Source organism: Rhodococcus sp. H29-C3, from assembly GCF_030063405.1.
GTDB lineage: Bacteria > Actinomycetota > Actinomycetes > Mycobacteriales > Mycobacteriaceae > Rhodococcoides.
This window is the reverse complement of the sequence record NZ_JASITC010000002.1, coordinates 417,045-431,132: the sequence shown is the minus strand read 5'-3', so window position 1 is coordinate 431,132 and position 14,088 is coordinate 417,045. Positions and strand designations below refer to the sequence as shown.

Sequence of the window (14,088 nt, the reverse complement as noted above, 5' to 3'; positions counted from 1 at the left end):
AAGGGTTCGATGGCCGATTCCAAGGTTCCGAAGGCAACTGTGGTGACGTCCGAGTCCGTGCGCCTCGGTGTGCTCCTCGCCGCGGTCGGCGGGTTTCTGGACGCCTACACGTTCGTCACTCGTGACGGTGTGTTCGCCAACGCGCAGACTGCGAACGTCATCCTGTCCGGGATCGACATGGCGTCGGGGCAGTGGCGGTCCGCGCTCGGCTATCTTCCTCCGTTGGTGGCGTTCGTGCTCGGGGTGTTCACCGCCGAGTTCATTTCCGGGCCGGTAGTCGCACGCATTGTTCGCCGTCCGGTCCGGGCCGTCCTCATCATCGAGATTCTGGTGATCGCGATCATCGGGTTCTTGCCGAATTCGGTTCCAAACGCGTTTGTCACAGTGCCTATTTCATTCGTTGCAGCTGTGCAGGTCACAACGTTTCGGGTCCTTGTCGACTCGGCGTACAACACCACGATGACGACCGGAAATCTTCGCAGCCTATCGCAGGCGACATTTCAGCGAATAGCCAACGGCGACAGGGTAGCCGGGACCAGAGCGATCAACTTCGGCTCGGTGATCCTGGGCTTCGTCGCAGGCGCCGTCTTCGGTGCTGGGATGTCGGAAGTACTGGAGAACAGAGCAGTCTGGGTGGCGGCAGGGATGTTGGTGGTGGCGTTGCTGCTCTTCGCGATCGACGAACGCGTCGAGCATCGACGCTGAGCAGTTCACTCTCCTTGTAGGGATTCGAACCCCCTGCAGGCGGTTCGAATCCCAAATCGGGGAGTACACAGCCGCGACGCTAGACGACGACCACGCCGTCGGAGTCGCTGTACACAATTTCACCCGGATTGAATGTGATGCCACCGATTTCGACCGGTACGTTTTTCTCCCCGGATCCGGTTTGCGTGCTCTTGCGCGGGTTGGTGCCCAGCGCTTTGACGCCGATATCGAGGGTGCGGAGGATCGCCGAATCGCGGATCGCCCCGTTGACGATTATCCCTGCCCACCCGTTGGTGACACCCCGACCGGCGATGATGTCACCGACAAGAGCGGTGTGAATGCCGGCATCGCCGTCGACCACCAGAACACCGCCGTTGCCGGGTTCGCCGAGGGTCTGCTTGACGAGCAGATTATCCTGGAAACACTTGATGGTGGTGATGGGGCCGGCGAACTCCGAATGCTTGCCGAAGTGGATGAATTGCGTGTCGCAGCTACGGATTTCGGGCCCGATCTCGTCGGCCAGGTCTGCAGTTGCCTTGAATTCGACGGAAGTCATGGCAAGTAGCCTAGTCCAGTCGGCCGTGACGCCTTTCGTAGTCCTCCCGTGTGTGATCGATTTTACGTTGAGTATTTGCGTTGAGAAGCTGTGGATCCAGATCGTGCACCAACAACCGGTGGCGCCGGTAGACGTTCATCAACGCGATCGCGAAATAGACCAGCGGAATGAACAGCAAAGCCATCATCGCCAGGCCGATCCACAACGGGCCGGGCAAAAGCAGAAACAGACACAGCAGCGGGATGATCGGCAGCGAGAACCGGATCAGATAGCGGGCCTGAGCGCCATTTCCGACGAGGTCCTCGCGAACCCAATCGTGCATCGGCGGCGGAAGCACTCGGCCCAGCTGGTAACCCAGGTACTGCCAGAGATTCGGCTTCACAATTCTCGACCTTACGCCAGCACTTGTTCGGCAACCGCGGCCCCGATGGTCAATGCCACCAGGTCCTCGGCAACGGCCGCAGCCAGCGGCGGAATCCGCGTCGACACCCACCCCCGATACGCGTGACCTGCATACGAACCGGCGACAGCAGACAACCCGCCGATGATCGCAGCCGGAATCGTGTCCTCGTCGCGACGTCGTGCGATCGCGAATGCCGCCCCGCTACCGGCAACGATCCGCCCCCCGAGAGCGGGTGGGCTCAGTCTCGACGGCGTCGACGGCAACTTGTCCATCACGATCTCACCGGCAATCGAGAATACGGACGCGCCGACGGCCAGGCGTCTGTATTCGGTCCCGCCGAACAAGGTCAGCAGACCGGCGCTGATTCCTACCGAGCTGCGGAAACCACTCGCCTTGCCGATGGCGGCGGACAGCATCGCCGAGCGAACCGTCAGTGTCATCACTGGAGTATCCGCCCATGTGTGCCACCGAGACCAGTGAATGTCGGTGGATTCATGTTGGTTTTAGCGTCTTCGGTGCCCCGAATGTGCGCGCTGGGCGCAATGCCAACGCCTCGGACGCACATTCTGGGGGTGAATCTTCTATTTTCCGTCGGCGTTGGCGACTATCACGTCACGCAGATACTGGGCCAGCCCCGGTGCGATGTCGTCGTAATGCTTGGTGAATCTTTCGTCCGCCAAGTACATTTCGGCTAGATTGACCTGCATTTCGTATCCGCAGTCGTAGTAGCGTGCGATACTCGCGCGATGCCGCTCTGCCAGCACATCGGCGTCCGCCGATCCCGGTGCGGTACCGGCTGCGAGGGCCGCCGCAAGATCGAGCTCCATCGCGTCGGTCTCGTCCTTGATCAGTTTCCAATCGTCCTTGGTGAACTGCGCGGTACGTGACTGGGACTGCTTCCACTGCTCTGTTTCTCCCCAGCGTTCCTCGGCTTCGACGGCGTATCCGTCACCGAGCCAGTCGTCGCCGAAGACCTCGCGCTGTTCCTGCGGTGTCAATTGAATTCCCACTTTCTTCGCCTCCATCATTTTGTCCACGGCCGCAGCCATCTGGTGCAAGCGTTCGATCCGCTGGTCCAACAATGTGCGTTGACGTCGTAGATGTGCCATCGCGTCGACCGTCGGATCGTCCAGAAGGGCAGAGATGTCGTCGAGCACGAACCCGAGTTCGCGGTAGGTCAACACCTGATGCAACCGTTCGACGTCGACCGCCGAGTAGCTGCGATAGCCCTTGGGAGTGCGTCCGGACGGCACCACTAGTCCGATCTCGTCGTAGTGATGCAGTGTTCGGACGCTGATCCCGACGAGGCGGGCGACCTCACCCACCTTCATTGTTTCTGAATCGCTCACAAAGGACACTGTGCAGCCTCCCGTGACGTGAGGGTCAAGTCCTCAGCGAATCACTCTTTCGCATCCACCGGTCGCAACGCCCGCGAACCGCTGCGCGATCCAGTCGAATGCGCCTGGCCGTCCGCCACCCTCGGCTGCCGAGTGATCGCCGGGGATCTCCTCGAGATGCACCGACGCGCCTGCCGCACACCATTGGTCCTGGACGGCTTCCGCGCCCTCCTTGGGGATCAAATCGTCCTGCAAGCCCTGGTAGATGTACACAGGCGCCTCGGGCGCGATCTGGCCCATGCGATTCTCCTCGATCACTGTCCGGGTGATCGGATGGTTGAACACGTCGGGAACGTTGGACAGGTTCTGCTGATCGAACAGCAGCAAGCCGCTGTAGGACAGCACATCGACGCACTGGTCTTTCTGCACCAGTGCCAATCGCTTGCCGTTGTCGTTGGCCAGCGTGCGCATCTCCGGGTACTCCCTGGAAAGCCCGATGGTCGCCGCGGTGAACAGGCCGGACCCGATTCCGCCATTGAGCGAACGCTGCAGAATCTTGTAGTCGGTCGGCGGCCCACCGAATGCGATTCCGACGATATTGAGCTCAGGCGCGTATTTCGGCGCCAACTGAGCGGCCCACCCCGACGCTATTGCTCCACCCGAGTAGCCGGTGATGGCAACCGGAGCATCGGACTCGACGCCCACGCTGTGCGATGCGCGGAGACCGTCGAGCACTGTGTGGCCGGCGACGAGTCCGGCGGAGTAAGCCTGCCGCGGGCCCTGGTAGTCGGTGACCACGACGGCGTAGTTGCGCGCGAGCAGCTCTTGTATTCGATCGAGCTCCTTGTTCGTACCTCGCGGGAGTGTGTAGGAGGGCGCGCACGCGTTGCCGAGTGAATCGGTCGCCTCGTTGTATGCAACGACCGGACGCGGGCCGTCGCCGGTCCACGGGCCGTCCGGGATGATGACCGTCGTTGCAGCGGCGATCGGATTGTTCTTCGAGTCGATGGATCGGAACAGCACCTGCGTTGATATCGTACCCGGTTGCACTGCAACGCTTCTGGTTCTCAGGATCGCCCCGGGCTCAATGGTTTCGTAACCGGCGGGCGGGGTGAACCATAGATCTTCGAGCGGCGTGGGCAAGTATGCGGACGGATCGGCGGGGGGAGCGATGATGTCGCCGACGGGATCTGCTGTCGCCATCGGTGTGAAAGCGAGCATCAGTGCTGCTGCGCCTGCCAGAACGAAAGTCCTACGCATGAAGTCCCCACCCTGATCGTCTTCGAGCGCCCCGACGCCTAGGAAAGACCGTTCCCCATGGTGCCATACATCGCGGCGCAACCCCGAGGGTGAGCAAAGTTTCCACTTGCACGCAGTGTGGGCGGGGTCCCATCCCCAACAAGAAAGCAACTGGAACACCACGCCCACTGCCCTAGGTGCTACGAGCCATCGACCAGGTACGTTAGGTGTAACTCCAAGAACTACTCACCAGTAGGGGTATCGATATGCCAGCTCCGTCCACTGCGACCTTCTCCAGGCTCGCTGAACTGATCGCAATTCCGAATGCCGCCGACCGCCCGACGAAGTCGATCACCGAGGTGTTCACCGGCAAGGAACTGGCGACCATCCCGGTAGGTACCGCCGCCGACGCCACCGACGCCATCGCGCGGGCTCGCATCGCGCAGAAGGCGTGGGCGAAACGCCCGGTGTCCGAGCGAGCGGAAATCTTCCACAGGTACCGTGACCTGGTGTTGGCGCATCGTGACGAGCTGATGGATATGGCTCAGGCCGAGACCGGCAAATCCCGCGCCGCCGCTCAAGAAGAAGTGCTGGACATCGCGATGACGTCACGGCACTACGCCCGTGTGGCAGCCAAGCTCCTGGCGCCCAAGCGCGTCACCGGCATGCTCCCTGTGTTGACGAAGACCACCGTCCACTACCAGCCCAAGGGCATCGTCGGCGTCATCTCGCCGTGGAACTACCCGATGACTCTTGCGGTATCCGATGCCATCGCAGCCCTGCTGGCAGGCAACGGAGTCGTACTCAAGCCCGACTCCCAGACGCCCTACTGCGCCCTCGCCGTCGTCGAACTGCTCTACAAGGCAGGCCTGCCGCGTGACCTGCTCGCCGTTGTTCCCGGGCCCGGCTCGGTCGTCGGTACTGCCCTCGTCGAGAACACCGAGTACCTCATGTTCACCGGATCCTCTGCGACGGGCAAATTGCTTGCCGAGCAGGCGGGGCGTCGGCTCATCGGTTTCTCCGCCGAACTCGGCGGCAAGAACGCCATGATCGTCGCCCAGGGCGCCAACCTTCGGACCGTATCCGACGCGGCAGTGCGCGCCTGCTTCTCCAACTCGGGCCAGCTGTGTATCGCGATCGAGCGGATCTACGTCGAGAAGTCGATCGCCGCCGAGTTCACCGCCACATTCGGTGAGCGCGTCCGCAACATGTCACTCGGCGCCGACTACGAGTTCGGTATCGAAATGGGGAGCCTCGTCTCCGAGGACCAGATCAAGACCGTCTCGGCGCACGTCGACGATGCCAAAGCGAAGGGCGCCACAGTGATTGCCGGCGGCAAGGCGCGGCCCGACGTCGGCCCGCTGTTCTACGAGCCGACCGTACTCACCGGCGTCACCGACGAAATGGAGTGCGCCGCGAACGAAACTTTCGGCCCACTCGTGTCCATCTACCCAGTCGCCGACGTCGAGGAAGCCATCGCCAAGGCCAACGACACCGATTACGGTTTGAACGGCAGTGTCTGGGCCAAGACCAAAGCGCAGGGTGAAGCGATCGCCGTGCGTCTGCACTCGGGAACTGTCAATGTCGACGAAGGTTACGCCCCCGCTTGGGGAACAACCGGCGCGCCGATGGGCGGCATGGGAGTCTCCGGCATGGGACGCCGTCACGGACCGGACGGGCTGCTCAAGTACACCGAGTCTCAGACGGTCGCGACGACGCGGCTGCTCAACCTCGGTGGGCCGCGCGGGATTTCCCCGAAGCTCTGGGCGAAGATCATGCCTGCGTTCGTGAAGGCTCTGCAGTACATCCCGGGTCGGTAGTACTTTGTGCTGACCTCACACCCTTTTTGTGAACCGCGCGCCCCCGCTCGGACGCGAATGTGGCACGCAGGTCGGTAAAAAGGGTGCGAGGTTCGGGCGTGACTCCTGATGCCGTACGAGTAAGGGCCCCACGCTGGATGGTGTGGGGCCCTTACTCTTTCGTGAACTAGTTGACGCGGTAGCCGTTCGGTGCCGAACTCACGTAATTCTGGTGAGGGTCGGGGATGTGACTGTCACCGAGTACCCGTGCAATCTGGTCCTCGCTGAGACCGAGGCGACGGAGTCGCTCGCACACCGCATCGAAATCGAGCATTTTGGCGTCGAGTTCCTGTTGCAGCGTAACGACCTGAGCGCGAATGGTCTCTGCCTCGTCGAGAGCCTCCAAGGTGCCCTTGGGCTCGGGGAGCAGCAGGTTCAGTAGACGATCGCGGGCATCGACGCTCAGACCTGCGAACGGTACCGATCCTGCCGGCGCCTCGTGGCGGCCAGTGACGTCGTGCTCGTCGACCTCTGGTGCCAAGTATTCGCGAGCCGTACCGAACGACGGGATCTCGGCGGTCTGCTCACCGGGTTCAGGAGCCTGTGCGATGTCGATCGTCTGACGTAGCGGACGATTCGGGATCAGCAGCACTGCGATCAACGTGATGAGTGCAACGAATGCGGCGATGAGGAAGATGCGTCCTGTCGCGTCACCGTAGGCGGTACGAATGACCAATGCGACCGGTGGTGGCAGGACGTCGAGATCCAACGACGATCCGCCGCCCGAGGTGTCGACCCCCAGTTCGGCCAGACCGGACGCGGACTTCTCGGCGACGCGGGTCGCCAGGAGCGATCCGAGAACGGAGACGCCGATTGCGCCACCGAAGGTTCGGAAGAACGCCACGGTCGACGAGGCAGCCCCGATATTCTGCACGCTGACCGTGTTCTGGACGGCGAGAACGAGGTTCTGCATCAGCATGCCGGTACCGAGGCCGACGATGGTGGTGAAGATACCGACTGTCCACAAACTGGTTTGATGGTCGATGGTGCCGAGGAGAAAGAATCCGATGACCAGCAGTACCGAACCGGCGATGATGAAGGGCTTCCACTTCCCGAACTTGGTGATCAACTGCCCGGATCCGACCGAGGCGACGAGCATGCCGAACACCATTGGGATAGAGAGCAATCCGGCATCGGTAGGGGAGTAGCCGCGTGCGGTCTGGAAGTACTGTCCGAGGAACGTGGTAGCTCCGAAGAGGCCGACGCCGACTGCGATGGACGCGATGATTGCCAGCCCGGTGGTGCGCTCGGTAACGATCTTGAGCGGGATGATCGGTGACGAGTGTCGTGATTCGACAAAAACTGTCAGCACGAGGAGTAGTAGGCCACCACCGACGAGCATTGCGGTCTCACGCGAGAACCAAGCGTAGTAGTCGGCCTTGCCTGCGAACGAAACCCATACCAGGAGAACGGATACACCTGCTGTGAGGAGGAGTGCGCCGAGCCAGTCGATGGAGACGTTCTGCTTGCGGACGGTCTGGATGTGCAGGGTCCTCTGCACCAAGACGAGGGCAACGACAGCCAAAGGTACGCAGACGAAGAAGCACCAGCGCCAGCCGAGGGGGCTGTCGACGATGATGCCGCCCAGGATCGGGCCGCCGGACATGGCCACTGCCATGACAGCACCCGTGTAGCCGGAATACCGGCCACGGTCACGTGGGGAGACGATGGTTCCGATGATGGCGATGACGAGTGCCGTCAACCCGCCCATGCCGATGCCCTGAACTACGCGGGCAGCCAACAAGACCGGGACGTTGTGTGAGAAACCGGCCATGATCGAGCCGAGGACGAAGATGATGATCGCCGACTGGACGAGCACCTTCTTGTTGAAGAGGTCGGCGAGCTTGCCCCAGATGGGGGTCGACGCGGCGTTGGCAAGTAGTGCGGTAGTGATGACCCACGCGTACGCAGTCTGCGAACCTTCGAGGTCACCGATAATAGTGGGCAGTGCAGTCGCGACGATGGTCGTACTCAGCAGTGCGGTGAACAACGCGGCAAGTAGACCGGTGAGGGCTTCGAGGATCTGCCGGTGGGTCATCGCGTCCGGATCGGCCGCGGCCTTGGTTGGCGGAGCGTCGGTACCTGTGGTCATAGGGTCATCTCGCAATCAATTTCAAGTGCGCTGCGTCATGCTGGACGAGCGCGTCTTCGGTAAAGGTGTTGTTGAGCCGGCGGATCGAATGGAGTGCGTCGAGTGCTTGACCCTCACTCCAATCGCACAGCAACTCCCGTAGTCGCCGGGCGCGGCCGTCCCAGATCGCCGTCAACTTCTGCCGGCCTTCTGCCGAAACACACACACGTGAGGCGCGTTTGTCGTCGGGGTCGGGCTTTCTGTCGATAAGTCCTAGCTCGACGAGATCTGCGATCTGTCGGCTGAGCGCCGACTGGCTGACACACAGTCTGTTGGCGAGGTCGGTCTGGCGGCACTCACCTTCTGTCGCGAGAATGGTGAGTACTCCAGTCAAGGCTTGCGGCAGAGGCGAGCTTTCATCTCCGGTGGTCACGGCCCGTCGCAGAGTGCGAGCGAATAGGAAAACCTCTTCGACGAGCGCTTCTGCTGTGGTGGTGGCTACTGCCATAAGTGCTCCAACGGTTCAATGTCAATTACTTGCTGTACGCAACCATATAGATAAGTACTTGAGGTAAACAACTGTTTTACCAATATTGTTCGTCACAGTTGCGTGAAAGTGTCCGGTTGCGCACCGGACCGAGACGGCCCACCGCTATCGGACCGTTCGTCCTTGTCTCTGTCACAATGAGGTACGTTGCTGCGGACGAGGGGGTCGGCCCACACATTTCGGGCTGTAGTAACGGAACCCTCTCGTACGAAAGGCCCTCCCGAGTATGCGCTCGTTCACCCGATGGTGGTCTCAACCCGCCGACCACACTTGGACAGTGGAATCCCGGCGCTCCAATCCGCTTCTGCGGCACGCCCGCATCGCGCTGGGAACCTGGTGCTGGCTTTATACCGTGTTGTGCGTTCTGGCGACTTTCACTCCAGCAGGAGTGCCCGACGGGTTGGGGCGGGGCCTGGCCTACTGCCTCGCGGCCATCGGGATAGTGCTCGGCGCATTGTGGGTGCGCGGACCCTGGCCAACCCAAACCTACTCACGTGTGTTCGTAGCCGTCATCGAAGTGGGAATTGCCGCAGCGCTGCTGATGCTCGCCGACCCGTTCGTTGCGTTGCCGTGCGCGGCGGGACTTGCCGTGAACGGTGGCTATATCGCCGTCTTCCACAGTCCCAAGATGATCGTCGCCCACCAGGTTGGGTCTGCAGTAGTAGTAGGTGTCCTGTTTGCGCGGGCACTGGCCGAACCCGGTGGGGACGCCGTCGTAGCGTGCGCATATCTCGTTTTGTTGATCTTGTTGTTGTTCTCTGCGCCCACGTTCTCCTATGTCCTGTTGCTGGTGCTGCGCCGGGAAGCGTCGAAAGCGCTCTTCGATCCATTGACCGGACTCCGCAACAGGCGAGGGCTCGCCGCTGCGATCACGGAGATCGGCGATCGGGTGGGGGTGGTGACGGTGATGGTCATCGATCTCGACGACTTCAAAGCCGTCAACGATCGACATGGCCATGCTCACGGTGACGCCGTACTGCGCACCGTCGCGAATGCGATTTACGCGGCGTTCGGTCCTCCGGCTGTCACTGCCCGAACCGGTGGTGAGGAATTCGCCGTGGTCACTCACATCGACCCGGCCGACGTGATCGCGCAGGCCGACGAGTTGCAGGCACGCTTGGCGCCAGAATTGCATCCGGGAGTTACCGTGAGTATCGGAGTGGCGCACACCGACGCGTCTGATCTCGTCGCCACGTTCGACACGGTCTACACCCGCGCGGACACCGCGATGTATGCAGCCAAACACGCAGGTGGCGACACCCTCTACTACCCCCACGACTGTGAGTACGCGTCGGAAGACAGAAGGTGGCCGGCGTCGACGACGCCCCCGTCGACCAAACTGCGGAGCCTCGAAGAGTGATGGTGCGAACTCGAGGCATGATCAGTGCGTGGGCGGACTTCAAAACAACGATCTCGAGCAGTTCCTGAGGGAACGCCTCGCATCTGCCCACGCGGCATTGGAGAACATCGACGAGGCCCGCTTCATGGCCGACCCCGCCGCCGCCATCGACCATGTAAGCACCGAGTTCGCCCTCGAACCCCTGGGCGTACCCCGTCGCAGTGAGCTCTCCGAAGCCCGACCGGGTGATGCCCTCGTCCAGACAGCTGACGGCGAATCCCACCACCGACCCCGGGTGGTCGTCGACATCGCTGTCACCGGCCCGCATTTTCTGTGGAACTACCGCCCCACAGACTCACCGCCCTTTCATGCGAGTGTTCACGGCGTCCTCTCGCACCATCTGTTCCGTGCTGGGCCGCTGTTCGTCCTGACGATCTCGGGCGATCATCTCCGCGGTGACGACGTCGACGCCGCCATCACCGCGACCCTTACCCAATTGACGACATTGGCCGATCGCATCAACATTGCAACCCGCCGCTGGCACATCGAATTACGCGCCCACCTCGACGCCTCTGCTCGACAACGACAGGCCGGCCGCGACTCACGTCGAGAGTTTCTCGAACACCTTCGTCGCCAACACTTGTAGTCAGTGCCGGACGATCATGACCGGCACTTCGGCGGTATGCACGATCGCGCGGCTGGTCGAACCCAACAGCATGCCCATGTATCCACCCCTCCCGCGGCTACCGACCACGATCAACGACGCTTGGTCGGCGTGCTCGAGCAGAGAGTTCACCGGACGGTCCTTCGACACCACCGCACGTACCTTCACATCCGGATACCGATCGGCGTAGCCGGCGAGCTGCTCGGAGAGCACCGCACGCTCCGCCTCTTCGATCGACACCCAATCGTCCTCGAACCACGACGCCAACAGCACGTCCGAAAAGGCATGCACTGCAACCAAGTCCACCGAGCGCAGTGACGCTTCCTCGAACGCGGCCGCCACTGCCGGGACACTGTTGTCAGTGCCATCGACTCCGACCACTACCGGGCCTGTGCTGGCGTTCGACTGTGGCTTGCCGCCGTGGATGACCACTACCGGACACCCCGCATGCCCGATCAGCGCCGAGCTCACCGAGCCGGCCAACCCAGCGGTCAGCTCTCCGAGCCCACGTGTGCCCGTGACGATCGTTGCGGCCTGCTTCGAACACGCCAGCAACTCCGCCGCCGGCATTCCGGTGACTGCCTTCGTGTCGATCACCAGCGCGTCGTCACCGAGTTCTGCGCGCACCCGCGTGAGAGCCTCGTGCAATACGTTTGTCGTCAACTGGCGCTGGTCGTCGTAAAACTCCTGCGGCAATGGCACCAGAACACTGAGAACACCGGGCGAGACAGGCGTGACCGACACGAGAAGTAGCGGCAAGCCACGGCGCTTCGCGGCGTTCGATGCCCACACCGCCGCGTCCAGCGAGGCAGGCGACCCGTCGACTCCAGCAACCACAGGCAACACAGTGCTCATAAGGTTTTCGCTCCTTCATAGCTTCACTCGGCGCCGAGTCCCAGCCCCCGACTGGACCAGGTGTCACCGACACCGCTGTTCCTCGACCCCGATATATGGGCTTTCGGACACTTCGAGCCTAGCCCGTCAGTTGCACTCCAGCTCCGCGATCAAGCAGCTATGTGAGCAACGGAACCGGCGAGATTGCCGGTGCTGTAAAACTTTTCGTGTAATCCCGAAGCCATGGTCATGCTGTCGTGGCGAGAGCCGCCGCGAGACCGAACACGACGGCAATGACGCACACGTGCACAGCCGCGCGGACGATCGACTCTTCTGCCTTCGTTCGATGCGCTGCGGCAGAAACGAGCCAGGTCAACCGAATTCGGCGTGCGAGCACTACGAGAAGAATCAGGACGACGGTCTTCGCCAACACGATGCGTCCGTAGCCGGTGTCCAACAGGGCGCCGAACCCGCCGATCCTCACCGCTGCATTCACCGTCCCACTCACCGCCAATATCCATACCGACCACCAGGCGAGCCGCGAGTAGACCGGAAGCGTCGTCGCCCATGCACCCTTCGCCCGAAGAGTCGACGCCATTGCCGCCAGAACCCCGAGCCATACCGCGGCAGCAACCGTGTGCACCGCGGCGAACAATCCGCCGAACAACTGCTGTGACATATGACCGGTGATCGGCCGCGCGACGAGCGCGATCACGGTGAACACCACGATGGGTATCGGGGATACATCACTCCCGCGTCGATAGGCGAGCAGCGCGTAACCGGACACGATCGCGGTGCACAACACCGTCACGACTCCAAGACGACCGACGGTGATATCGGTGAGATAAGTACCGAACTGGGCCATCGGAAGCCCAGTGATGCCGCCGCCGAAAGACTCGGCGGCGGCATCGACCAACAATGCGACTTCCGCGACGGTCCACAGACCCCCGACGGCAGCGACCTGCCGCCATACCGTGGGCCTGCTGCGCACCGGGAACAGTTCGGTGCGCAGCAGCGCGAGACCCAACGCAGTGGCTCCGAGGCAATCGGCGAGCACCCGGACCACTGCCGACGGATCGGGGCCCTCGGGATGGGCGAGCAACCAGGCCGCACCCACCCCGAGGATCCCCGACACCGCCGCTGCGAGCATCCACCTCCGGCGGAACTCGCGCACTACGCTCAGCTGTCTTCCTTCGGCTTCCGCTCGTCCTTCGGCTTCCGCTCGTCCTTCGGCTTCCGCTCGTCCTTCGGCTTCCGCTCGTCCTTCGGCTTACGCTCGTCCTTCGGCTTACGCTCGTCCTTCGGCTTACGCTCGTCCTTCGGCTTACGCAGTGCGTAGGCGAGAGCACCGCCGAACACCAGCCCACCGACAATCAAGAACGGCCACAGCGGAACTCCGTCGGACTCCGAAGATGCATCGGCACCCGCATCGGCGTCTGCGGCCGCACCAGGTGTGCCCGATCCCTCCTGGGTGAGGGTGAACGTACGCGTCCCACTGATGGGATGACCATCGGCCGAGGTCACCCGGTATGCCACCGTGTACTGGCCTACCGGACCAAGCTCGCCGACGTCGACGACGATGCTTTGTGCCTCGATCCGCGGATCGCCCTTGGACCACAAGTTGCCATCGGGCCCAACCACATTGAGCGTCGCGAACTGGGACTGCGGCGTCTCGTTGAAGGTGACGGACACCTGAGCAGGTCCTGCTGCGATGTCGGCACCTTCCTCAGGGCTCGATCCGGTGACGATCGAATGCGCCGACGCGATCGGTGCGCCGAGAATCAGTGCCGACACCGCGAGCAAGGCAACGACGAGCTTCCTCATGACCGGCGTCCCCGCACTGCTGCACCGATTCCGAGCGCCGCGCCGAGCGCACCGAGAACGAGTGCGACACCTGCCAGCCAACGGGCCGTGTTGTCCGACCCCGACTCGGTGCTTGCTTCCGCGGTGTCCGAGCTGGTCTCCGCCGCGCTTGCCTGCCCGTGCCCGTCGCCGGAGGCATCAGCGGCCGCGAGAGTCACCGACGGCGCCGGGTACTCCGGCTCACTGCCGTCGGCAGCAGGCTCCTCGTTCCAGGCAACGGCCTTGCCGTCGGTGTAGGTCTGCGTCGCCGGGAAACTGACCGTCTCCTGCTCCGGCAGTGGGCCCGCAGAGAGCAGGAACTGCTGGAACTGTCCCGGACCGACCTCGGAGCCGGGACTTGCCGTCCAGGTCACGGCAGTGGCGAGACCTTCAGGGTTCTTGTCGACCGTCGACGTCCATCCCGGAATGGGCTGTGTGCGTGCCGAGTTCAGACCCGGCAGCTCCACCTTCACCGACGTCGTTGCAGCAGTGTCGGATTCGGTCGGAACACGGAACGTCAGAACTGTGTAACCGCCCTGCTCGGCGCCCGGCGCAACAACCGAAACGTGCGCGGAAGCCGCGCCTGTCCCGACTACCAGTGCCAACGAAGCGGCGCCCGCAATGATCGAGGCACGACGAATGAAGCTGTTCATGGAGGATTCCTTCTCGAAAGGGTGTGTGGGCCTATCTCT

14 protein-coding genes and 1 pseudogene are annotated in these 14,088 nt (G+C 62.6%); 4 read left to right on the top strand and 11 right to left on the bottom strand.

The window, feature by feature from the left end:
- The first annotated feature begins 9 nt into the window (after positions 1-9).
- The gene (locus tag QMK32_RS06125; protein WP_283473699.1) at positions 10-705 is read left to right on the top strand and encodes a YoaK family protein; all 696 of its coding nucleotides are present in this window, start codon (positions 10-12) and stop codon (positions 703-705) included.
- A 79-nt stretch (positions 706-784) separates the two neighbouring features.
- On the opposite strand, the gene rraA is transcribed toward QMK32_RS06125, so the two are convergent.
- The 5 genes from rraA to QMK32_RS06100 form a co-directional block, all read right to left on the bottom strand.
- Positions 785-1,261, bottom strand: a complete 477-nt coding sequence (rraA, locus tag QMK32_RS06120; protein WP_283473698.1) for a ribonuclease E activity regulator RraA — start codon at positions 1,259-1,261, stop codon at positions 785-787.
- A gap of 10 nt (positions 1,262-1,271) precedes the next feature.
- On the bottom strand, positions 1,272-1,643 hold the full coding sequence (locus tag QMK32_RS06115; RefSeq protein WP_269301914.1) for a DUF5313 family protein: 372 nt from the start codon (positions 1,641-1,643) through the stop codon (positions 1,272-1,274).
- An 11-nt stretch (positions 1,644-1,654) separates the two neighbouring features.
- A complete protein-coding gene (locus QMK32_RS06110; protein WP_283473696.1) occupies positions 1,655-2,104 on the bottom strand; it encodes a hypothetical protein in 450 nt (149 codons plus the stop codon).
- Positions 2,105-2,245: 141 nt separating this feature from the next.
- On the bottom strand, positions 2,246-2,995 hold the full coding sequence (locus QMK32_RS06105) for a MerR family transcriptional regulator (RefSeq protein ID WP_283473988.1): 750 nt from the start codon (positions 2,993-2,995) through the stop codon (positions 2,246-2,248).
- A 60-nt stretch (positions 2,996-3,055) separates the two neighbouring features.
- Entirely contained in the window at positions 3,056-4,261 is a 1,206-nt protein-coding gene (locus QMK32_RS06100) for a lipase family protein (RefSeq protein WP_283473695.1), read from the bottom strand.
- Between the two features lie 245 nt (positions 4,262-4,506).
- Here QMK32_RS06100 and QMK32_RS06095 point away from each other — a divergent pair, with 245 nt between their 5' ends.
- A complete protein-coding gene (locus QMK32_RS06095) occupies positions 4,507-6,060 on the top strand; it encodes a succinic semialdehyde dehydrogenase (RefSeq protein ID WP_269301911.1) in 1,554 nt (517 codons plus the stop codon).
- Between the two features lie 166 nt (positions 6,061-6,226).
- Here the strand turns inward: QMK32_RS06095 and QMK32_RS06090 are convergent, their stop codons facing one another.
- Both QMK32_RS06090 and QMK32_RS06085 read right to left on the bottom strand, forming a co-directional pair.
- Positions 6,227-8,137 (bottom strand): MDR family MFS transporter, encoded by a 1,911-nt coding sequence (locus QMK32_RS06090; RefSeq protein ID WP_502943546.1) that lies wholly within the window; start codon positions 8,135-8,137, stop codon positions 6,227-6,229.
- A 58-nt stretch (positions 8,138-8,195) separates the two neighbouring features.
- On the bottom strand, positions 8,196-8,678 hold the full coding sequence (locus tag QMK32_RS06085; protein ID WP_269301909.1) for a MarR family winged helix-turn-helix transcriptional regulator: 483 nt from the start codon (positions 8,676-8,678) through the stop codon (positions 8,196-8,198).
- A 316-nt stretch (positions 8,679-8,994) separates the two neighbouring features.
- Here QMK32_RS06085 and QMK32_RS06080 point away from each other — a divergent pair, with 316 nt between their 5' ends.
- Entirely contained in the window at positions 8,995-10,077 is a 1,083-nt protein-coding gene (locus QMK32_RS06080; protein WP_283473692.1) for a GGDEF domain-containing protein, read from the top strand.
- A gap of 28 nt (positions 10,078-10,105) precedes the next feature.
- A complete protein-coding gene (locus QMK32_RS06075) occupies positions 10,106-10,702 on the top strand; it encodes a hypothetical protein (protein WP_283473691.1) in 597 nt (198 codons plus the stop codon).
- On the opposite strand, the gene QMK32_RS06070 is transcribed toward QMK32_RS06075, so the two are convergent.
- From QMK32_RS06070 to QMK32_RS06055, 4 genes and pseudogenes are all read right to left on the bottom strand, one after another.
- Positions 10,703-11,575 (bottom strand): universal stress protein, encoded by an 873-nt coding sequence (locus tag QMK32_RS06070; RefSeq protein WP_283473688.1) that lies wholly within the window; start codon positions 11,573-11,575, stop codon positions 10,703-10,705.
- A gap of 226 nt (positions 11,576-11,801) precedes the next feature.
- The gene (locus tag QMK32_RS06065) at positions 11,802-12,728 is read right to left on the bottom strand and encodes a CopD family protein (RefSeq protein ID WP_283473686.1); all 927 of its coding nucleotides are present in this window, start codon (positions 12,726-12,728) and stop codon (positions 11,802-11,804) included.
- Positions 12,729-12,865: 137 nt separating this feature from the next.
- A pseudogene (locus QMK32_RS06060) lies at positions 12,866-13,378 on the bottom strand (copper resistance CopC family protein); the annotation flags it as partial.
- Positions 13,375-14,049 (bottom strand): YcnI family copper-binding membrane protein, encoded by a 675-nt coding sequence (locus QMK32_RS06055; RefSeq protein ID WP_283473684.1) that lies wholly within the window; start codon positions 14,047-14,049, stop codon positions 13,375-13,377. The gene QMK32_RS06055 and the pseudogene QMK32_RS06060, both read right to left, overlap by 4 nt.
- Between the last annotated feature and the right edge of the window lie 39 nt (positions 14,050-14,088).

What these genes read in the sequence shown, in the direction of transcription:
- QMK32_RS06100 (WP_283473695.1), bottom strand. Translation starts at nt 4,261, where the DNA reads ATGCGTAGGACTTTCGTTCTGGCAGGCGCAGCAGCACTGATGCTCGCT.
- QMK32_RS06055 (WP_283473684.1), bottom strand. Translation starts at nt 14,049, where the DNA reads ATGAACAGCTTCATTCGTCGTGCCTCGATCATTGCGGGCGCCGCTTCG.
- QMK32_RS06070 (WP_283473688.1), bottom strand. Translation starts at nt 11,575, where the DNA reads ATGAGCACTGTGTTGCCTGTGGTTGCTGGAGTCGACGGGTCGCCTGCC.
- QMK32_RS06095 (WP_269301911.1), top strand. Translation starts at nt 4,507, where the DNA reads ATGCCAGCTCCGTCCACTGCGACCTTCTCCAGGCTCGCTGAACTGATC.
- QMK32_RS06125 (WP_283473699.1), top strand. Translation starts at nt 10, where the DNA reads ATGGCCGATTCCAAGGTTCCGAAGGCAACTGTGGTGACGTCCGAGTCC.
- rraA (WP_283473698.1), bottom strand. Translation starts at nt 1,261, where the DNA reads ATGACTTCCGTCGAATTCAAGGCAACTGCAGACCTGGCCGACGAGATC.
- QMK32_RS06105 (WP_283473988.1), bottom strand. Translation starts at nt 2,995, where the DNA reads ATGAAGGTGGGTGAGGTCGCCCGCCTCGTCGGGATCAGCGTCCGAACA.
- QMK32_RS06090 (WP_502943546.1), bottom strand. Translation starts at nt 8,137, where the DNA reads ATGACCCACCGGCAGATCCTCGAAGCCCTCACCGGTCTACTTGCCGCG.
- QMK32_RS06110 (WP_283473696.1), bottom strand. Translation starts at nt 2,104, where the DNA reads ATGACACTGACGGTTCGCTCGGCGATGCTGTCCGCCGCCATCGGCAAG.
- QMK32_RS06085 (WP_269301909.1), bottom strand. Translation starts at nt 8,678, where the DNA reads ATGGCAGTAGCCACCACCACAGCAGAAGCGCTCGTCGAAGAGGTTTTC.